Origin of the sequence: Streptomyces sp. Da 82-17 (assembly GCF_046098215.1) — a bacterium.
Lineage (GTDB): Bacteria > Actinomycetota > Actinomycetes > Streptomycetales > Streptomycetaceae > Streptomyces.
On the sequence record NZ_JBJURH010000020.1, the window covers coordinates 144823 to 164221 of the forward strand.

Below are 19399 nucleotides of genomic sequence, written 5' to 3' on the forward strand. Positions count from 1 at the left end.
GAGGTTGTTCAGCGGGTCGGGGCGTTCATGCGGTGGCCATATCGGCCACCTGTTCTCCACATGCCACTCACACATGGGAGGCGAGTGTAGGTATTTCGTGACCTCAAATTTGGGTCATTCCGGATGGAACCGGGACGCCCTCGCGGTGTGACAAGAGGCACACGGTTGCGTTGAGGCTCAGCCACCGCTCCCGTAGGGGCGCGTGAGGATTTCCATGTTGTGACCGTTGGGGTCGTCGAAGTACGCCCCGCGGCCGCCGTCGTTGCGGTTGATCTCCCCCTCACGGTGGTGGCCGGGGTCGGCCCAGTACGTGAGGCCGGCGGCCTGGATGCGGCCGAAGATCTCGGTGAACTCGTCCTCGGAGACGAGGAAGGCGTAGTGCTGCGAGGGAATCGGGCCGTCGCCGACGTCCATGTAGTCGAGCGTCACCCCGTTCGGGATCTCCACGGGCACGAACGGCCCGTACGGCGGGCTGACGGTGAGGCCCAGCAGGTCGGCGAGGAAAGCGGCGGACTCGTGCTTGTCGTGTGCGGCGACGATGGTGTGGTTGAGCTCGACGGTCATCTCGATACCTCCACGCCGAACGCTACGGGCGGCCCGGCGCCCACGCATCGGGCCCGAGCCCTAGACCCCGGGACGGAGCGCGCCCCCTCCCCGGGAGGGAGGGGGGAGAGAAAAGCCCGCGGGCCCGCACCGGAAGTCGATGCGGGCCCGCGGAAGCGGTACGGGGAGGGGCTCAGACCGCCGAGCCGGCCTTCCACTCGGACCAGTCCATGTTCCAGCCGTTGAGGCCGTTGTCCGGGGTGATCGTCTTGTCCGGGGAGTTCTTGACGATCACGACGTCGCCGATCAGCGAGTTGTTGTAGAACCAGGCGCCCGCGGTCTTCGAGTCGTTCGCACCCTTGGTGTCGGAGAGGCCGACGCAGCCGTGGCTGGTGTTGGCCGAGCCGAAGATCGACTTGGCGCCCCAGTAGTTGCCGTGGATGAACGTGCCGGACGTCGACAGCCGCATCGCGTGCGGGACGTCCTTGATGTCGTACTCGCCCTTGCCGTCGTCGTCCGTGAAGCCGACCGTCGCACCGTTCATCCGGGTCTCCTTGAACTTCTCGGAGATCACCATCTGGCCGTTGTACGTGGGGTTCTCCGGGGAGCCCGCGGAGATCGGGATGGTCTTGACGGTCTTGCCGTCCTGCGTGACCGTCATCGTCTTGCTCTTGGCGTCGACCGTGGACACCTGGTTGCGGCCGATCTTGAAGGTCACGGTCTTCTGCTGCACGCCGTACACGCCGTCCGCGCCCTCGACGCCGTCGAGGTCCAGCTTGAGGGTCACGGTGGAGCCCTCCTGCCAGTAGTCCTCGGGGCGGAAGTCCAGGCGGTTGCCGTTGAACCAGTGGCCCACGACCTCCTGGCCGCTGCTGGAGGAGACCTTGATGCCCTCCTGCACGGCCGCCTTGTCGGTGATCGCCTTGTCGAAGTTGATCGACACCGGCATACCGACGCCGACGGTCGTGCCGTCGTCCGGGGTGAAGTTGCCTATGAAGCTGTTGGCGGACGACACGGTCGTGAACTTGGCGTTCTCGTGCGCCTCACGCCCCTTGGCGTCCTCGGCGACGGCCGTGACCTTGTACGTCGTACCGCGCTCCAGCTGGGCGTCCGGCTTCCAGCTCTTCTTGTCCGCGGCGAGCGAGCCGGCGACCTCGGTGCCGTCGGCGGTCTTCATCTCGACCTCGGTGAGGGTGCCGTCGCTGACGGTCACCTTGGCCGCGTTGTTGATGCTGGCCTTGTTCTCACCGTTCTTCGGCGTGATCTTGATCTGCGCGGTCGAGGCGTCCTTCGCGGCCGCCTCGTCGGCCTGGCTCTGCGACTTCTTGCTGCCGTCGCCGGTCTCGCCGCCCCCGTCACTGCTGCAGGCAGAGAGCACCAGTACGCCACTGAGCAGGGCAGACGCGGCTATGAATCCCCTGCGCCGCTTCCGAGCCGTCATCACACGCTTCTCCATCGTTGCCGAATCCCCATGTCCCCCGGCGGGCGCCCGCGGATGCAGTCCCGCCATGCCTTAAAACACCTGTGCCGGTTCGTCCGGTTCCAGGTGTGGCGAAGATGTGGGGAAGACCACGTGCGAATGCCCGTAACTCTGACGTTTCTAGCAGTACGCCCACGGGCGGGGGAACCCGGCCCCGGTCACGCGCGACGGCCGGGCAGGTCCTCCTCGTCGTAGTCCTCGCCCTCGTCCTCGCCCCCTTCGCCTTCCTCGTCCTGCTCTTCGTAGTCCTCGTCCTCCTCGCCTTCCTCCTCTTCCTCGTCCACGTCGTCGTCGATGTCGTCGTCCCAGTCCGGGGCGTCCGGGTCGAACTCGACGGGCTCGCTGCTCCACGACGCCTGGGCCAGCTCGACGCCCGGCACGTCGCCGACCAGATCGAAGGGGTCGACCAGATACGCGAGGGCCTCCGCGGCCTCCTCGCGGACGGCCGACTCGGCATGCGCCCGCTCCTCGTCGGGCATGAATGCGTCGTGTCCGATGCGGTCCAGGGCAGCGCCGGTGAGCGCGCCGGAATCGGTGATGTCCAGGACGAGTTCGACCTTCAGACGGACATAACGGGAGGTCTCAGGAGTGCTCATATGACGGAGCGTAAGGCGTGGGCCCCTCCCGACTTTCCCGCGACCCGCGGCTTTCATTAGCATCAGCTCACACGGCCAAATCGCCAGCACACAAGGGGGATCGATCCCGTGTCGCCCGCACGTCGCTCGCTGCTCACCACCACTGCCGCGGCCTCCGTTCTCGGGGCCCTGTGGTTCGTCCCCTCCGCGAACGCGACGGCCGACCGGCACGAGACCCGCCTCCAGTCGGAACGGCCCGCCGCCCACTCCGAGACCCGCCTCGCGGAGACCGGCTCCGTCAACACCACGCCGTACGTCGTCGGCGGGCTGCTGTTCCTCGGCGCGGGCCTCGGCTTCGTCGCGTACTCGGCGCGCCAGGCGCAGCACTCGTAGGGCCGCCGCGCCGCGCAGGCGCCCGGCTGGGCGTCCACGTGGGCGTCCAGCCGTCCCTAGCCGTCCCTGTCGGCGGGCGCCTCGCCGGGCCCTAGGCCAGCCGGCCCGTCACCGTCTCCGCCGCCGCGACCAGCGCACCGGTCCGCACGAACTCCTCCGCCGCGGCCAGCTCCGGCGCCAACTCCCGGTCCGGGCCCGGCCCTTGGGTGCCGGCCGCGCGCACGGCGGCGATCACCGCGCGGGTCGCGGGCGCGGGCCGCAGCCCCTCGCGCAGCTCGACCGCCCGCGTCGCCGCGTACAGCTCGACGGCCAGGACCCGCGTCAGACTCCGCACCGCCGTACGGAGTTTGCGCGCCGCCGACCAGCCCATCGACACGTGGTCCTCCTGCATCGCGGACGACGGCAGCGAGTCCGCCGACGCGGGCACCGCGAGCCGCTTCAACTCCCCGACCAGGGCGGCCTGCGTGTACTGGGCGAGCATCAGGCCCGAGTCGACGCCCGGGTCGTCCGCGAGGAACGGCGGCAGCCCGTGCGACCGGGCCCTGTCGAGCAGCCGGTCCGTCCGCCGCTCGGCGATCGACCCGAGGTCGGCCACGGCGACGGCCAGGAAGTCGAGGACGTACGCGAGCGGCGCCCCGTGGAAGTTCCCGTTCGACTCGACCCCGCCTCCGTCCAGCACCACCGGGTTGTCGATCGTCGCCGCCAACTCCCGCTCCGCGACCGTACGCGCGTGCGCGAGCGTGTCCCGGCCCGCGCCCGCGACCTGCGGGGCGCAGCGCACCGAGTAGGCGTCCTGGACGCGCGGCGCCTCGTCCTGGTGGTGGCCGGTGAGACCCGAACCGGCAAGCACCTTCCGCATGTTGGCTGCGGCAGCGGCCTGCCCGGGGTGCGGGCGGACCGTGTGCAGCTCGGGCGCGAGCACCTTGGCGGTGCCGAGCAGCGCCTCCAGGGTGAGGGCGGCGGTGATGTCGGCGCTGCGGTAGAGCAGTTCGAGGTCGGCGAGCGCCAGGAGCAGCATGCCGAGCATCCCGTCGGTGCCGTTGAGCAGCGCGAGCCCTTCCTTCTCGCGCAGTTCGACGGGTACGAGGCCGTGCGCGGCGAGCAGTTCGGCGGCCGGGCGGACGTCCCCGTCCGGGCCCTCCGCCTCGCCCTCGCCGATCAGGACGAGGGCGCAGTGCGCGAGCGGCGCGAGGTCGCCGGAGCAGCCGAGCGACCCGTACTCCGGCACGACCGGGGTCAGGCCCGCGTTCAGCAGCCCCGCCAGGGCCTCGGCGACCTCCGGCCGGACGCCGGTGCAGCCCGAGCAGAGGGTCTTCAGGCGCAGGAACATCAGGGCGCGGACCACCTCGCGCTCCACCCGCGGGCCCATGCCGGCGGCGTGCGACCGGACGATGTTGCGCTGCAGCCGGCCGCGCAGCTCCGGGCCGATGTGCCGGGTGGCGAGCGCGCCGAAGCCCGTCGACACCCCGTACACCGGGTCGGGCCCGGCGGCCAGCGCGTCGACGACCCGGCGGGACGCGGCGAGCGCCGCCAGGGCCTCGTCCGACAGCTCGACCCGCGCGTCCGCCCGTGCCACGGCGAGCACGTCGGCGGCGCTCGCGCCCGACGTCCCGAGCACGACGACGCCCGTCACCGCGCGCCCCTCACGACCGCCACCGCAGGCCCCTCACATCCGTCACCACACACCCCTCATGCCCGTCCCCCACCTCCGACGCCACGCCATACGCCCGTCACATCGCCCGTCACTTCCGCCCTCGCCTCCGACGCCACGTGCCGGTCACATCCATCCGCCCCGCACCTCCGACGCCCCATGTGCCGGTCACCGTCCGCGGAACCGGCGTCGCTCCCCTTCGCGGGGCGCGGGGCCCGGCTCGTCCGCGAGGCGTACGACCGGATCGTCGGGGCCCTCCCGCCCGGCCACGACCGGCTTGGCGGAGCGGGCGGCCTTGGCCCGGTACTGTGCGGCGTCCGCGAGCCGGAACAGCCGGCGGGCCGACCGCACCGGGCCGATCGGGTCGCCGGTCGACGCGACCCCGCACGCCACCCCCTCCCCGAGCTCCAACTCGGCCCCGCGTACGCACAGTTCGTCGGCGACCCGGACCACCTCGTCGGCGCTCGGGCCGGTCGACAGGAGGCAGAACTCGTCGCCGCCGAGCCGGGCGACGAGCGCGCCGGGCAGCATCGCGCCGCACAGCGACAGCACCGAGCCGAACCGTTCGAGGAGCCGGTCCCCGACCGCGTGCCCCCGGGTGTCGTTGACCTTCTTCAGCCCGTTCAGGTCGCAGACGACGAGGGACACCACGACGTCCGGCTCGGCGCGGTGCCGCTCGATCGCCTCGTCCAGGCGGGCGTCGACCGCCCGGCGGTTGGCGAGCCCGGTCAGCGCGTCCGTGTACGCGAGCCTGCGGGCCTCCTCCAGGCGCTCGAACTGGGCGATCCCGGCGGCGATCACGGAGGCCAGGACGGTCGCGAAGTCCGCGTCGGGCCGCCCGAACTCCGGGGTGTCGAGCGCCCGCGCCACGTACAGCTCGCCCCAGGCCCGGCCGTGCTGCACGATCGGCGCGACCACGCAGCTGCCCCGCCCGCGCCTGCGCAACGCGGCGACCCTCTGGTGGCAGTAGCCCGCCGTCGTCCCGTCGCTCGGCCCGCGCACGGTCTCCACCCACGCGTCGGGCTCCCCGCCCCCGGCCCACTTCTCGTGCAGGAACTCGGCGATCTCGGGGAACTGATTCACCGGGTACGTCTCGTCCTCGGGGAACTCCTCCTCGCCCGCGGCGCGTTCGCCCACGTTGACCAGTACCCGTAGGCGGCCGCGGTGCCGCTCCCACACCGACAGCGCGGCGAAGCTGCCGCCCAGGGCCCGCTGGGCGCCCTGGGCCGCGGCCCGCCACGACTCTCGCGGCGTGTGCGCGGCGGCCATGGCCTGCGCCAACGAGACGACGGCCCGCAGCCGGGCCTCTTCCTCAGCCATTCCCCCAGGCTATGGACATTCCGTCCGCTTCGCCCGATTCGGTCCACCTAGGGGACGCCCGGAAAGGGGCGCGGAGCGAGGGGGCGGCGGGGGTTCCTAAACCCCCGGCCACACCGGCTTCCGCTTCTCGTTGAACGCCGCGACCCCCTCCGCCCGGTCCCCCGAGAACGCCACCGCCCGCCACGCCGCGTCCTCGACGTCGAGCCCGGCCCGCAGGTCGAGCCCCTGGCCGAGCCGCAGCGCCCGCTTGGCCGCGCGCAGCCCCACGGGCGAGTTCCCGGCGATTCTGGTGGCGAGGGCGAGCGCCTCCTCGCGGTCCCGGCCGGCCTGGACCAGCTGGTCCACGAGGCCCAACTCCCTTGCCTCCTCGGCCTCCACGCGCCGCGCGCTGAACACCAGCTCGGCGGCGCGCGCGGCCCCGACCCGGCGCGGCAGCAGCTGCGTGCCCCCGCCGCCGGGGATGACGCCGACGGACACCTCGGGCAGGCCGACGACGGCGGTGCTGTCGGCCACGATCAGGTCGCAGGCGAGGGCGAGTTCGAAGCCGCCACCGAGGGCGAAGCCGTGCACGGCGGCGATGGTCGGCATGGGCAGTTCGAGCACGCCCGTGTAGGCGGCGCGGGTGGTGGGGCGCTGGCGCACCAGGTCGGCGTCGGAGAAGGAGTTGCGCTCCTTGAGGTCGGCGCCGACGCAGAAGGCCCGCTCGTGCGTCGACGTGAGGACCGTGACGCGTACGTCCGGGTCGTCTCCGAGGGCGCGGCAGGCGGCGGAGATGGAGCGGGCCATGGCGGTGGACACGGCGTTCATGGCCTTGGGGCGGTCGAGCACGAACTCGGCGACGTACTCGTGCCGCCTCACGACGACGTGCTCCCCGAACCGCTGTTCCGACATGGCGCTCCGCCTCTCTCCCACTGCCCCGACTGGTTAACGAGCGTTACCAACGGATCATGTCAGGCCGGAGCGGCCCCGCCAAGGGGCCACCGCCCAGCCTGTGGATAACTCGGAAAAGCCCAGCTCAGGAGCGTCTGGTCAGTCGCGTCGCGAGAGCAGCCAGGGCTCGATCATGCCGAGGCCGCGCACCGGCCGCTGCCACATCGGCTGCAGCCCGAAGCGGTACGTGACGGGCTCCAGGCCTTCCTTCTCGGCGCGCTCGGCCTCAGCGTTGGCCTCCGACTCGGAGGCGGGTGCGTCGCCGGTCCTGGTGAGCTCCTCGGCGAGGGCGCCGTCGACCAGGACGGTGTCCTTGGGCGCTATCGAGGTGAGCCGGCTCGCGAGGTTCACCGTCGTGCCGAACACGTCGCCCATGCGTGTGGTCACCGTGCCGAAGGCGATGCCGACGCGGAGTTCGGGCATCGTGTCGTCGTTGGCCATCGTCTCGATGAGGCGCAGCGCGATCTCCGCGGCGGTGCCCGCGTCGTCGGCGGCGAAGAGGACCTCGTCGCCGAGGGTCTTGATGAGGCGGCCGCCGCGGGCCGCGACCAGGTCGGCGGCAGTGGTCTCGAAGGCCTCGACGAGTTCGCCGAGCTCTTCCTCCTCCATGCGCCGGGTGAGCCGCGTGAACCCGACGAGGTCGGCGAAGCCGACGGCCAGGCGCCGGTCCACCATCTCCTCGTCGTCGCCCGCCTGCACGACCCGGCTGGTGGCCGCGGCGAGCTGCCGCCGCCACACGTACACGAGGAACTCCTCCAGCTCGGGCAGGAGCAGCTCGACCAGCGGGTACGTGACCTCGGTGCGGGTCATGCCCGGCTCGGGCGGCTCGGTGAGGCCCTCCAGGAAGGAGTCGATCTGCCATTCGGCCAGGCGGGCGGTGGTCTGCCCGGTGGAGCGGGCCACCTGTACGGCCATCGCCTCGCTGAGCAGCCCGGCCTCGACGAGACCGGCGAGGCGCCGCAGCGCCAGCACGTCCGCCTCGGTGAGGGCCTTGGCCTGCCCGATGTCGGGGAAGCCCATGGCCCGCCAGAAGCGCGAGGCCAGCTCCATGGAGACGCCTGCCGTACGGGCCGCCTGGAAGGCCGTGTACCGGCGCTCGGCGCCGAGGATCAGCTGTTCGAGCCGGAGCGCGAGCGGATCGTCCGCCTTGTCGGCGGCGTCGTCGGCATCCCGGGGGGCGGGGTGGGTGCCCGTGCCTGCGCCCGTGTCGTCGACGGTCACTGCGTGTTGCCCTTCCGGTCTGTCGCGGTCTGATAACGACCGGGCCCCACGATACGGCAGGTGTGGGTTGCCTCACGTACGACTGCGAATCCCGACCGTCCGGGATTCGAGACGCTCGCGGCGGGGAACACTCGGCCGCCACTTAGACCCCGCGCGGCCCGCCCGGCCCCTCCCGGCCCGCCCGGCCCCGCCTTCGCCGGGCGGGGCCGGGCCACCGGTCCGGCTACTCGCCGCGCAGGTGCACCACGTCGCCCGCGCCGACCGTCTCGCGCCCGCCGTCGTCGGTGGCGATGACGAGCCGGCCGTCCGCGTCCAGGGCCGTGGCCTCGCCGGTCAGGGTGCGGTCGCCGGGGAGTTCGGCGCGGACGCGGCGGCCGAGGGTCGCGCAGCCCGCCGCGTACGCCTCCTGCAGCCGGGACGCGGCCGGGTCGCCGCCGGCCGCGCGCCAGTCGCCGTACCACTGCTCCAGGGAGCGGAGCAGGGCGCGCACCAGCGGGTCGCGGTCGGTGTTCTTCGCGCCGGCGAGGGCGAGGGAGCCCGCGCCGGGGACGGGGAGTTCGTCGGCGCCGAGCGTGACGTTGAGGCCGATGCCGAGGACCACTCCGGCCGCGTCGCCCGCGCCGGCCCGCTCGGCGAGGATCCCGCCGGCCTTGCGCTCCTCACCGTCGACGGTGACGAGGATGTCGTTGGGCCACTTCAGGGCCGTGTCGACGCCCGCGGTGCGGGACAGCGCGGAGGCGGTGGCGACCCCGGCGAGCAGCGGCAGCCAGCCCCACCGCTCGACGGGCACCTCGCGCGGCTTGAGGAGTACGGAGACGAAGATCCCGGAGCGTGCGGGCGCCGTCCAGGTGCGGTCGAGGCGGCCGCGGCCCGCGGTCTGCTCCTCGGCGATGAGGATCGCGCCCTCGGCGTCGTCGACGGCCCGGGCGGCGAGGTCGACGTTGGTGGAGCCGGTGCTCTGCACGACGTCAAGGACCGTCCACAGGCCGTCGGGCCTGATCAGTGCCCGGCGCAGCGAAGTGGCGCTCAGCGGCGGCCTGTCCAGGTCGGACCAGGGGCCGGCGGCGGGGGTCGAACCGGTGCCCGGCGCGGGGTTCGCGGCGGGCTCGTGCGCGGATCCTGAGGACTTCGATGGCGTCATGCAAGACAGCCTAGGTGTGGTAAACGCCGCACTGCCGAGGCGTGCCCACGCCATTACGCTACGGATCAGTAGCTCGCCGTCCCCATCGCAGCGCACGTCCCCCGTGCACCCGTGACGCACGTCCCATGAACCCGTGACCAGCCAGGGAGCCGCAATCCCGATGTCCGAGCCGGAAGCGCAGAGCGCCATCGACATCCACACGACCGCAGGCAAGATCGCGGATCTGCAGCGCCGCATCGAGGAGGCGACGCACGCCGGCTCCGCTCGGGCGGTGGAAAAACAGCACGCCAAAGGCAAGTTGACGGCGCGTGAGCGCATCGACCTGCTCCTGGACGAGGGTTCGTTCGTGGAGCTCGACGAGTTCGCCCGGCACCGCTCGACGTCCTTCGGCCTGGACGCGAACAAGCCGTACGGCGACGGCGTCGTGACCGGTTACGGCACGGTCGACGGCCGGCCGGTGGCGGTGTTCTCGCAGGACTTCACCGTGTTCGGCGGGGCCCTCGGCGAGGTCTTCGGGCAGAAGATCATGAAGGTGATGGACTTCGCCCTGAAGACGGGCTGCCCGGTCGTCGGCATCAACGACTCCGGCGGCGCCCGCATCCAGGAGGGCGTCATGGCCCTCGGCATGTACGGCGAGATCTTCCGCCGCAACACCCACGCGTCCGGCGTGATCCCGCAGATCTCGCTGATCGTCGGCCCGTGCGCGGGCGGCGCGGTGTACTCCCCGGCGATCACCGACTTCACGGTGATGGTCGACCAGACCTCGCACATGTTCATCACCGGCCCCGACGTCATCAAGACGGTCACCGGCGAGGACGTCGGCTTCGAGGAGCTGGGCGGCGCCCGTACGCACAACTCGGCCTCCGGCGTGGCCCATCACATGGCCGGGGACGAGAAGGACGCGATCGAGTACATCAAGTCGCTGCTCTCGTACCTGCCGTCGAACAACCTCTCCGAGCCGCCCGCCTTCCCGGAGGAGGCGGACCTGGAGACGAACGACGAGGACCGCGAGCTGGACACGCTGATCCCGGACAGCGCGAACCAGCCGTACGACATGCACACCGTCGTCGAACACGTCCTGGACGACCAGGAGTTCTTCGAGACGCAGTCGATGTTCGCGCCGAACATCGTGACCGGCTTCGGCCGGGTCGAGGGGCACCCGGTGGGCATCGTCGCCAACCAGCCGATGCAGTTCGCGGGCTGCCTCGACATCGACGCGTCGGAGAAGGCCGCGCGGTTCGTCCGCACCTGCGACGCGTTCAACGTGCCGGTGCTGACGTTCGTGGACGTCCCGGGCTTCCTGCCGGGCGTCGAGCAGGAGCACACCGGGATCATCCGCCGCGGCGCCAAGCTGATCTACGCGTACGCGGAGGCCACGGTCCCGCTGATCACGATCATCACGCGCAAGGCGTTCGGCGGCGCGTACGACGTGATGGGCTCCAAGCACCTGGGCGCCGACCTCAACCTGGCCTGGCCGACCGCGCAGATCGCGGTCATGGGCGCGCAGGGCGCCGTCAACATCCTGCACCGGCGCACGATCGCGGCGACGGCGGAGTCCGACCGCGAGGACGTCCGGGCGCAGCTGATCCAGGAGTACGAGGACACGCTGCTCAACCCGTACACGGCCGCCGAGCGCGGGTACATCGACGCGGTGATCATGCCGTCCGAGACCCGCCGCCAGGTCGTCCGCGGGCTGCGCACGCTGCGCACGAAGCGGGAGTCCCTGCCGCCGAAGAAGCACGGCAACATTCCGCTGTAGGCCTGCTAGGAGGACCGATGATCAAGGTCGTACGAGGCAACCCGACCCCCGAGGAACTCGCCGCGGCGCTCGCGGTGGTCCAGGCGCGGGCCGCGGCGCTCGCCGCGTCCGCGGCCCAGGGCACGGCGCCGGCGCCGGCGGACGCGTGGTCCGACCCGGCCCGCGTGGCCCGCACCCGCCTCCCGAAGCCGGGCCCGAGCACCTGGTCCCGCACGTACTGGCCGGTGTAGTCCGTCCGGAGGCAGCCCCCGCGCCCCGAAAGGGGCGCGGGGAACTGCGCGACCAGCCACGACGGCGCCGCAGACGAACGACGAACCGCCGGAGGCTCTCGGGAAGGGGCAGGGAGGGGACTCGATCGAGCCCGGAGGGCGAGGCGAGGGGGCCCGGGGGCGGACGGCCCCCCGGTCACAGCACCTCCGCCAGCTCCTCCGCCATGCGGACATACCCCGCATCGTTCGGATGCAACGCGTCCCCCGAGTCGTACCGCCCCGCGATCCGCGCAGGATCGCCCTTCGCCCCGAGCGCCTTGTCGAGGTCGACGTACGCGTCGTACTCCCCGGACGTCCGGATCCACCGGTTGACCTCCGCGACCACGCCCGCCGCCCGCGGCCCCCAGTGGTCGGACCCCTTGAGCGGCAGCAGCGTCGCGCCCACCACCCGCACGCCCCGCGCCCGTGCCTGCCGGATCAACTCCCGATGCCCCTCGACGAGTTGGCGGGCGTCGACCACCGGCGCCGGGTGGAACGTGGGCCGGTCGTACCCCTGCGCGTGCGCCTCGCTGAAGCCGATGTCGTTGAGGCCCTGCAGCACGACTGCCGTGGCGACCCCGGGCTGGTCGAGGACGTCCCGGGCGAAGCGCGCCGTGCCGCGTTCCCCGTACCAGGCCGAGTCGTTGAGGACGAGGTTGCCGCCGATGCCCGCGTTGAGGACGGGCCGGGCGACGCGTTCGGCGAGCGCGTCGGACCAGCGGCGGTCGGCGCCCGGCGTGGAGCCGAAGCCGTCCGTGATGGAGTCCCCGAACAGCGCCACCGCGCCCGCGTCCGCCCCCGGCCCGCCGCTCACGTCGACGCCCGACAGGTAGTACCAGGACTCCGTGCGGTCCAGGAACTCGGCGCCGGAGACGCTGTCCAGCGCGTCGCCCTCCGCCCGGTACGTGTCGGTGAAGCCCTGCGCGTGGAACGTGGCGGGACCGGTGGTGCCCTCGAAATACAGGGTGACCGTCACCGACTCGCCCTTCGCGAGCGGGAGTCGGGCCGCGTCGCTGGCGGCACCGCCGCGCGCGGGGATCTCGACGGAGCGCGCGCCGTCGAACGTGAGCCGTCGGACGCTGCCGGGCGCGACCGCCGCGCCTCCCGCGCTCCGGGCGACGGTCGCGCCGGTGATCCGCAGCGGCGCGGTGCCGTACGCGTGGGACAGCCGGATGCGCACGTCCTGGCCCGGCGCGCTGACGCGGACGACCTGGCGCACGCTCTGCCGCGTGAAGCCCTGCTGCGACCAGTTCGGCGTGAAGCCGGTGCTGGGCAGCTGCGGCGCGGCGATCCAGGCGGCGACCCAGCTCCCTACGGGATGTGAAACGTCCGGGTTCGACAAGTTCGACATGAGAAACCCCCTCAGTAAACGGGACTCAAGTCCCTTTAAGTTGCTCCACACCTTAGCCCACCCAGCCCAACTAACGGAACAACAATCCCGTTTACTTGATTGAAGTGCTCAACTGAGTACGCGTACTCAGGCGCCCGCACCCCGCAGCCGCGACGATCGACCCCATGCTCTGGTCCGACCCGAAAGACGAGCCACCGGAGGAACTCCGGGAGACGCAGGCGATGTTGAAGCGTGCGGGGCTCGTCCTCGCGCTCGCCATGGTCGTGGCGATGCTCGTCCTCGGCGCCCCCTGAGGCCGGCCGCGAGAGGGACCTCCCCCGCCTGAAGGGCAACCAACGGGCCGTACCCTTCGTCCTACCTTCACGGAATGGACAGATCGAAAGGGTTCGGTAGCCGGTGAACAGGCCTTTGCGGCACATTGCCGTGTTCTGCGGGCTGCTCGTGCTCGCACTGCTGATACGCGCGAACTGGATCCAGTACGCGCAGGGCGAGCCCCTCGCCAAGCACGAGAAGAACCGCCGCGTCTCCATCGAGCGGTACGCGCACCCGCGCGGCAACATCATCGTCGACGGCAAGCCGATCACCGGCTCGAAGGCGGTCGAGGGCACCGACTTCAAGTACAAGCGCACCTTCAAGGACGGCGCGATGTACGCCCCGGTCACCGGGTACGCCTCGCAGGCCTTCGGCGCCAATCAGCTGGAGAAGCTGAACGACGAGCTGCTCTCCGGCACCGACGACCGCCTCTTCCTCAAGAACACCCTCAACATGTTCACGGACGAGGAACAGCGCGGCGGCGACGTCGTCACGACCATCGACCCGGACGCGCAGAAGGCCGCCTACGAGGGCCTCGGCAACCTCAAGGGCGGCGTCGCGGCGATCGACCCCGACACCGGCCGCGTCCTCGCCCTCGCCTCCACGCCCTCGTACGACCCGTCCACCTTCGCGGGCATGTCCGAGAAGGACTCCAAGGCCTGGCAGAAGCTCAACAAGGACAAGAGCAAGCCGCTGCTCAACCGGGCCCTCAAGGAGACGTACGCGCCCGGCTCGACGTTCAAGGTGCTCACCGCGGCCGCCGCCATCGAGACCGGCCGGGTCACCGCCATCGACGCCCCCACGGACACCCCCGAACCGTGGCTGCTCCCGGACACCAGGACCGAGCTGCCCAACCTGAACAAGTCCGGCGTCTGCAAGAACGCCTCGCTCAAGGTGGCCATGCAGTACTCCTGCAACACCGTCTTCGCCAAGCTCGCCGCCGAGATCGGCAAGGACGACATGCGCGAGATCGCCGAGAAGTTCGGCTTCAACAACGGCGAGCTGGACATCCCGGTGCGCGCCGGCAAGTCCGTCTACCCGAGCGACATCAACAAGCCGCAGACCGCCCTCACCGGCATCGGCCAGGGCTCCCTGACCGCCAGCCCGCTGCAGATCGCCATGATCGCCTCCGCCATCGCCAACGACGGCAAGCTGATGGAGCCGCACATGATCGACCAGCTGCGCAGCCCCGACCTGGACGTGCTGGAGAAGAACGAGCCGCGCGAGATGGCCCAGCCGATCTCCGCCGAGACCGCGGACAAGGTGCGCGAGGCCATGGTCTTCACCGCCGAGGAGGGCTCCGGCCAGCCGGCCCTCATCGACGGCATCGAGGTCGGCGCCAAGACCGGCACGGCCCAGCACGGCGTCGACAACAAGCTCCCGCCGTACGCCTGGTTCATCTCGTACGGCAAGAACGCCGAGGGCAAGAAGGTCGCCGTCGCCGTCTTCGTCGACCCGGGGCAGGACATTCCGCGTGACCAGATCGCGGGCGGCAAGCTCGGCGGGCCGATCGCCAAGTCGGTCATGCAGGCGGTGCTGCAGAAGCGCTGAGCCGCCGCGCGCGCACGGACCCGGCGCCCCACGGACCTTCTCGCTCGGGGAGAGGGATCGTGGGGCGCCTTTCTGTTCGGAGCCACCTTCCCTGTACGGGGCCTGCCTCGGGTTTCCGTGAGGGGGGCCCGCTTCGGGGCTCGGCGTCCGGTCCGGTGCGCGCCCTGGCTACCCTCTCCCTATGACCGACCAGCGACGCCGTCTCGTTCTCGCCTCCCAGTCCCCCGCCCGGCTCGGCCTGCTGCGGCAGGCGGGCATCGAGCCCGAGGTGATCGTCAGCGGCGTGGACGAGGACGCCCTGACCGCGCCGACGCCGGGCGAGCTCGCCCGCGTCCTCGCCGAGGCCAAGGCCGAGGCGGTCGCCGGCCGGGACGCGGCCGCGGGCGCCCTGGTCGTCGGCTGCGACTCGGTGCTCGAACTCGACGGCCAGGCGCTCGGCAAGCCCGCCGACGCCGAGGAGGCCACCGCCCGCTGGAAGGCGATGCGCGGCCGCGCGGGCGTGCTGCAGACCGGCCACTGCGTGATCGACACGACCACCGGACGCCGCACCTCCGCCACCGCGTCCACCACCGTCCGCTTCGGCGAGCCCTCCGACGAGGAGATCGCCGCGTACGTCGCGAGCGGTGAACCCCTTTACGTGGCAGGGGCGTTCACGCTCGACGGCCGGTCCGCGCCGTTCATCGACGGCATCGAGGGCGACCACGGCAACGTCATCGGCATCAGCCTGCCACTGCTGCGCAAGCTCCTCGCCGAGCTGGGGGTCGGCATCACCGAGCTGTGGGCGGCCGAGTCCGGCTCCTGAGGGGCGTTCCGACGCGGATGACCGGGCCGGACGGCGTGCGGCTACCATCCTCGGGCCACCTGCATCGCACGTTCCGGGGGAGAAGATGAGCAACGCGTTCGGCCCGCCCGAGGGCCAGTTCGGTCCGCAGCAGGGCCCGCCGCAGGGCCCGCCTCCGGGCGGCGGTCCGGCCGGCGGCCCGGGCTTCGGACCGCCGCAGGGTCCGCCGGGGCCGCCCCAAGGGCCGCCTCCCGGTGGGCAGTTCGGGCCGCAGGGGCCGATGGGGCCGCAGGGACCCCAGGGGCCTCAGGGGCCGTTCCCGCCTCCGGCGCCGCGCAGCAACAACGGTGCGGCGGTCGGAGTCGTCGTCGCCGCCATCGTCGGCGTCCTGGTCCTCGCCGTGATCGCCGTCGCCGTCTTCTTCGTCATCCCCAACCCCTTCGGCGGCAGCAGCAGTTCCTCCGACTCCCCCAGCGTCTCCGCCACCGACGACTACGGCTCGTCCGGCTCCGGCGGTGTCGACTCGCAGCCCGGCGCCGACGCGACGACGGCCACCCCGGACCCCACCGAGAGCGCGTTCAAGGACGTCACCACCGGCGACTGCCTACCCCTGTGGGACACCGGCCACGGCGGCACGAGCACCGTCGAGTGGAGCTCGGAGCAGCCCCCGGACCCGGTCTCCTGCAAGAGCGAGGACGCCCTCGTGCAGGTCACCGGCGTCACCGGCTCCTGCGACAGCGGCACCAACGACGCGACCTGGACGTACTCCTCGCCCACCTCCGGCGAGACCACCCAGCTCTGCCTGCGGCGGATCTACCACAAGGGCGGCTGCTTCCTGGCCAACCAGGAGAACAACAAGATCGTGGACATGGGCCCGATGACCGCGGTCGACTGCACCGCGAAGAAGGTGCCCAGCGCGTACAACCAGATCATGCACATCACCGGCGTCTACAACACGTCCAAGGGCACCGACGCCAGCCTCTGCCGGCGCGTGCAGAACGACCAGACGACGTACTGGTCGTGGACCGTCGACGACGGCGAGACCCTGCTCTGCACGATGGTCTACCAGGGCTGAGCGCAGCCCTCGCTCAGGCCGGGCTCAAGCGGGGCTCGGGTCCGCGCCCGCCACCGCGCCCCGCGCTTCGCGCCCGTACGCGACGAGGGTCAGGACGAGCAGGCCGAGCACGACCATCAGGAACCCGAACGCCGGCCAGCCCACCAGGCCGACCGAGAACGCGCCGAGCACCCCGTGCAGCACCGCCGCCGAGATCAGCAGGACGCGGCCGAAGCCGCCCGGCGCGCGGTCGCGCACGCCGGTGCGCGCCAACACCCCGGCGCACAGCAGGAGATAGAGCCCCATCAGGCCGCCCGCCACCCACGAGCCGATCGTCATCGCGTGCGGATCGAGGCCCGCGAGGGACATCTTCTGGTTGTCGACGACCACTCCGAGAAACCAGTTCAACCACGCGATCCCGACCGCCTCCACGACGATCACGAGCGCCGCCACCAGGGCCACCGGTCTGCGCGCCACGGCTCCCCACCCACTTCCCAAGCCGTTACCCCCGGTACGTCCGCGGGCGCCGCAAACGCTACTAACGGGTAAACCCCGGGACAAGACTTCGCCGCGGGGCAAAGATTGGCACCGCCGTTCGTAGGGACTCCACAAAGAAAACAGTTCGGCCCCGGCCCTGACAGACAGAGACCTGCGCCACACCGTCTCGTTACTGTGCGGTTCAGGATCCCGTCGTACCGTGGTGCGACAAGGGATTTCGCGACTCAAGCAACCCTCGAATAACGCTCCGTGTGGGCAAGCTCACCATTGGGGACGGGTCGATTGGTCGTGTCGGCAGTCCCTAAACTCAGCTTGTTTCAAGGAGGGAGCCAACGTGCGCAAGGTGCTCATCGCCAACCGTGGCGAAATCGCTGTCCGCGTGGCCCGGGCGTGCCGGGACGCCGGGATCGCGAGTGTGGCCGTCTACGCCGATCCGGACCGGGACGCGCTGCATGTCCGTGCCGCCGACGAGGCGTTCGCTCTGGGCGGTGACACCCCGGCCACCAGTTACCTGGACATGGCCAAGGTGCTTGCCGCGGCGAAGGATTCGGGTGCGGACGCGATCCACCCCGGGTACGGGTTCCTCTCCGAGAACGCGGAGTTCGCGCAGGCCGTCCTGGACGCCGGCCTGATCTGGATCGGCCCCCCGCCGGCCGCGATCCGCGACCTCGGCGACAAGGTCGCCGCCCGGCACATCGCGCAGCGCGCGGGCGCCCCGCTGGTGGCCGGCACGCCGGACCCGGTGTCGGGCGCCGACGAGGTCGTGGCGTTCGCCGAGGAGCACGGCCTGCCGATCGCGATCAAGGCCGCCTTCGGCGGTGGCGGTCGCGGCCTGAAGGTCGCCCGCACCCTCGAAGAGGTCCCGGAGCTGTACGACTCGGCGGTGCGTGAGGCCGTCGCCGCGTTCGGTCGCGGCGAGTGCTTCGTGGAGCGGTACCTGGACAAGCCGCGGCACGTGGAGACGCAGTGCCTGGCCGACCAGCACGGCAACGTGGTCGTGGTCTCGACCCGTGACTGCTCGCTGCAGCGCCGCCACCAGAAGCTGGTCGAGGAGGCCCCGGCGCCGTTCCTGTCCGAGGAGCAGAACGCCGAGCTGTACCGCGCGTCGAAGGCCATCCTCAAGGAGGCCGGCTACGTCGGCGCGGGCACCGTGGAGTTCCTGGTCGGCCTGGACGGCACGATCTCCTTCCTGGAGGTCAACACCCGCCTGCAGGTCGAGCACCCGGTCACCGAAGAGGTCACCGGCATCGACCTGGTCCGCGAGATGTTCCGCATCGCCGACGGCGAGGAGCTCGGCTACGGCGACCCCGAGATCCGCGGCCATTCCTTCGAGTTCCGCATCAACGGCGAGGACCCGGGCCGCAACTTCCTCCCGGCCCCCGGCACGGTCACCGCGTTCTCCGCGCCGACCGGCCCCGGTGTCCGGCTGGACGCGGGCGTCGAGGCCGGCTCGGTCATCGGCCCGGCCTGGGACTCCCTCCTGGCCAAGCTGATCGTCACGGGCGCGACCCGGCAGCAGGCGCTGCAGCGCGCGGCGCGGGCCCTCGCCGAGTTCAAGGTCGAGGGCATGGCCACGGCCATCCCGTTCCACCAGGCCGTCGTGGTCGACCCGGCGTTCGGTCCCGAACTGACCGGTTCCGCCGAGCCGTTCAAGGTCCACACCCGCTGGATCGAGACCGAGTTCGTCAACGAGATCAAGCCCTTCGCGGCCGGTCCCGCCGAGGCGGACGAGGACGAGTCGGGCCGCGAGACCGTCGTCGTCGAGGTCGGCGGCAAGCGCCTGGAGGTCTCCCTCCCGTCGTCGCTCGGCATGACCCTGGCCCGTACGGGTCTGGCCGCGGGCGCCAAGCCGAAGCGCCGCGCCGCGAAGAAGTCCGGCCCGGCCGCCTCCGGCGACACCCTCGCGTCCCCGATGCAGGGCACGATCGTCAAGGTCGCGGTCGAGGAGGGCCAGGAGGTCAAGGAGGGCGACCTCGTCGTGGTCCTGGAGGCCATGAAGATGGAACAGCCCCTCAACGCCCACAAGTCCGGCACCGTCAAGGGCCTGACGGCGGAGGTCGGCAACTCGCTGACGTCCGGCGCGGCGATCTGCGAGATCAAGGACTGACGTCCGGTCCACACGTACGACGAGGGCTCCCGGTTCCGGCCGGGGGCCCTTTGTCGTACGCGCCCCCTATCCTGAGCGTGAAGTCGTGCTCGTACGGGGGGAGTTGGGCGGCGTGGAGTACCGGGTCACGCTGGAGGGCGGCGAGGGGGCGGCGGCTTCGCTGCACCGGTCGCTGGCGTCCGCCGGCTGGCAGGTCACGCCCGGCCCGGACGGGCTGCGCGTCCGAGTCGAGGACGGGCGCGGCCTGTCCGAGTTCGTCGCCGCCGTGCGGGCGTGGGAGGCGAGCCTGCCCGACGAGCCGCCCGTGCGGGCCACGGTGCACGGGCCCGGTTACGTCGTCACGCGCGTCGGCGCCGACCACATCCCGCTGCCCGAGGCGGACGAGGTCGCGCCGCTCGACAGCCACGCCTCCTCCGAGCCGTACGGCGAAGCGACCCCGCCCGGCCCGGTGCTCGACCCCGACGACGACTGGCCCAGGAACTGA

General features: G+C 71.8%; 19 protein-coding genes. 9 read left to right on the forward strand and 10 right to left on the reverse strand.

All coding sequences use genetic code 11. From position 1 onward, the window contains the following. Window positions 1-177: 177 nt before the first annotated feature. The 3 genes from ACIDOF_RS28860 to ACIDOF_RS28870 all read right to left on the reverse strand — a co-directional run bounded on the left by ACIDOF_RS28860 (window position 178) and on the right by ACIDOF_RS28870 (window position 2619). Window positions 178-564, reverse strand: a complete 387-nt coding sequence (locus ACIDOF_RS28860; RefSeq protein ID WP_409009068.1) for a VOC family protein — start codon at window positions 562-564, stop codon at window positions 178-180. Window positions 565-736: 172 nt separating this feature from the next. Further along, entirely contained in the window at window positions 737-1999 is a 1263-nt protein-coding gene (locus tag ACIDOF_RS28865; RefSeq protein WP_409009069.1) for an Ig-like domain-containing protein, read from the reverse strand. 182 nt (window positions 2000-2181) lie between these two features. After that, window positions 2182-2619: a hypothetical protein gene (locus ACIDOF_RS28870; protein ID WP_409009070.1), complete on the reverse strand. Its 438-nt coding sequence runs from the start codon at window positions 2617-2619 to the stop codon at window positions 2182-2184. 108 nt (window positions 2620-2727) lie between these two features. Here ACIDOF_RS28870 and ACIDOF_RS28875 point away from each other — a divergent pair, with 108 nt between their 5' ends. Beyond that, window positions 2728-2991 (forward strand): LPXTG cell wall anchor domain-containing protein, encoded by a 264-nt coding sequence (locus tag ACIDOF_RS28875; protein WP_409009071.1) that lies wholly within the window; start codon window positions 2728-2730, stop codon window positions 2989-2991. Between the two features lie 91 nt (window positions 2992-3082). On the opposite strand, the gene hutH is transcribed toward ACIDOF_RS28875, so the two are convergent. From hutH to ACIDOF_RS28900, 5 genes are all read right to left on the reverse strand, one after another. Next, entirely contained in the window at window positions 3083-4624 is a 1542-nt protein-coding gene (hutH, locus tag ACIDOF_RS28880) for a histidine ammonia-lyase (RefSeq protein ID WP_409009072.1), read from the reverse strand. 186 nt (window positions 4625-4810) lie between these two features. After that, window positions 4811-5962, reverse strand: coding sequence for a diguanylate cyclase domain-containing protein (locus ACIDOF_RS28885; RefSeq protein WP_409009073.1), 1152 nt, complete (start codon window positions 5960-5962; stop codon window positions 4811-4813). Window positions 5963-6058: 96 nt separating this feature from the next. After that, window positions 6059-6853 carry an enoyl-CoA hydratase/isomerase family protein gene (locus tag ACIDOF_RS28890; RefSeq protein ID WP_409009074.1) on the reverse strand — a complete coding sequence of 265 codons (795 nt, stop codon included), beginning with the start codon at window positions 6851-6853 and terminating at the stop codon, window positions 6059-6061. 138 nt (window positions 6854-6991) lie between these two features. Then, on the reverse strand, window positions 6992-8113 hold the full coding sequence (locus ACIDOF_RS28895; protein WP_409009075.1) for an adenylate/guanylate cyclase domain-containing protein: 1122 nt from the start codon (window positions 8111-8113) through the stop codon (window positions 6992-6994). A gap of 223 nt (window positions 8114-8336) precedes the next feature. Further along, window positions 8337-9254, reverse strand: a complete 918-nt coding sequence (locus tag ACIDOF_RS28900; protein WP_409009076.1) for a biotin--[acetyl-CoA-carboxylase] ligase — start codon at window positions 9252-9254, stop codon at window positions 8337-8339. A 160-nt stretch (window positions 9255-9414) separates the two neighbouring features. Between ACIDOF_RS28900 and ACIDOF_RS28905 the strand changes: the two genes are divergently transcribed. Both ACIDOF_RS28905 and ACIDOF_RS28910 read left to right on the forward strand, forming a co-directional pair. Next, window positions 9415-11013 carry an acyl-CoA carboxylase subunit beta gene (locus ACIDOF_RS28905; protein ID WP_409009077.1) on the forward strand — a complete coding sequence of 533 codons (1599 nt, stop codon included), beginning with the start codon at window positions 9415-9417 and terminating at the stop codon, window positions 11011-11013. Between the two features lie 17 nt (window positions 11014-11030). Beyond that, window positions 11031-11243, forward strand: a complete 213-nt coding sequence (locus ACIDOF_RS28910; RefSeq protein ID WP_409009078.1) for an acyl-CoA carboxylase epsilon subunit — start codon at window positions 11031-11033, stop codon at window positions 11241-11243. Between the two features lie 175 nt (window positions 11244-11418). Here ACIDOF_RS28910 and ACIDOF_RS28915 read toward each other — a convergent pair whose 3' ends face one another. Next, complete coding sequence (locus ACIDOF_RS28915; protein WP_409009079.1) at window positions 11419-12612, reverse strand: SGNH/GDSL hydrolase family protein; 1194 nt, start codon at window positions 12610-12612, stop codon at window positions 11419-11421. A gap of 164 nt (window positions 12613-12776) precedes the next feature. On the opposite strand from ACIDOF_RS28915, the gene mmpB reads away from it, so the two are divergent. The 4 genes from mmpB (at window position 12777) to ACIDOF_RS28935 (ending at window position 16331) form a co-directional block, all read left to right on the forward strand. Further along, a complete protein-coding gene (mmpB, locus tag ACIDOF_RS28920) occupies window positions 12777-12905 on the forward strand; it encodes a morphogenic membrane protein MmpB (RefSeq protein WP_409009080.1) in 129 nt (42 codons plus the stop codon). Window positions 12906-13008: 103 nt separating this feature from the next. Next, window positions 13009-14475, forward strand: a complete 1467-nt coding sequence (locus ACIDOF_RS28925; protein ID WP_409009081.1) for a peptidoglycan D,D-transpeptidase FtsI family protein — start codon at window positions 13009-13011, stop codon at window positions 14473-14475. Window positions 14476-14656: 181 nt separating this feature from the next. After that, entirely contained in the window at window positions 14657-15277 is a 621-nt protein-coding gene (locus tag ACIDOF_RS28930; protein WP_409009082.1) for a Maf family protein, read from the forward strand. A gap of 85 nt (window positions 15278-15362) precedes the next feature. Further along, window positions 15363-16331, forward strand: coding sequence for a hypothetical protein (locus ACIDOF_RS28935; RefSeq protein WP_409009083.1), 969 nt, complete (start codon window positions 15363-15365; stop codon window positions 16329-16331). Between the two features lie 24 nt (window positions 16332-16355). On the opposite strand, the gene ACIDOF_RS28940 is transcribed toward ACIDOF_RS28935, so the two are convergent. Next, complete coding sequence (locus ACIDOF_RS28940; protein ID WP_409009084.1) at window positions 16356-16787, reverse strand: hypothetical protein; 432 nt, start codon at window positions 16785-16787, stop codon at window positions 16356-16358. 355 nt (window positions 16788-17142) lie between these two features. Between ACIDOF_RS28940 and ACIDOF_RS28945 the strand changes: the two genes are divergently transcribed. Both ACIDOF_RS28945 and ACIDOF_RS28950 read left to right on the forward strand, forming a co-directional pair. Continuing rightward, window positions 17143-18915, forward strand: a complete 1773-nt coding sequence (locus ACIDOF_RS28945) for an acetyl/propionyl/methylcrotonyl-CoA carboxylase subunit alpha (RefSeq protein WP_409009085.1) — start codon at window positions 17143-17145, stop codon at window positions 18913-18915. A gap of 85 nt (window positions 18916-19000) precedes the next feature. Beyond that, window positions 19001-19399, forward strand: a complete 399-nt coding sequence (locus ACIDOF_RS28950) for a hypothetical protein (protein ID WP_409009086.1) — start codon at window positions 19001-19003, stop codon at window positions 19397-19399.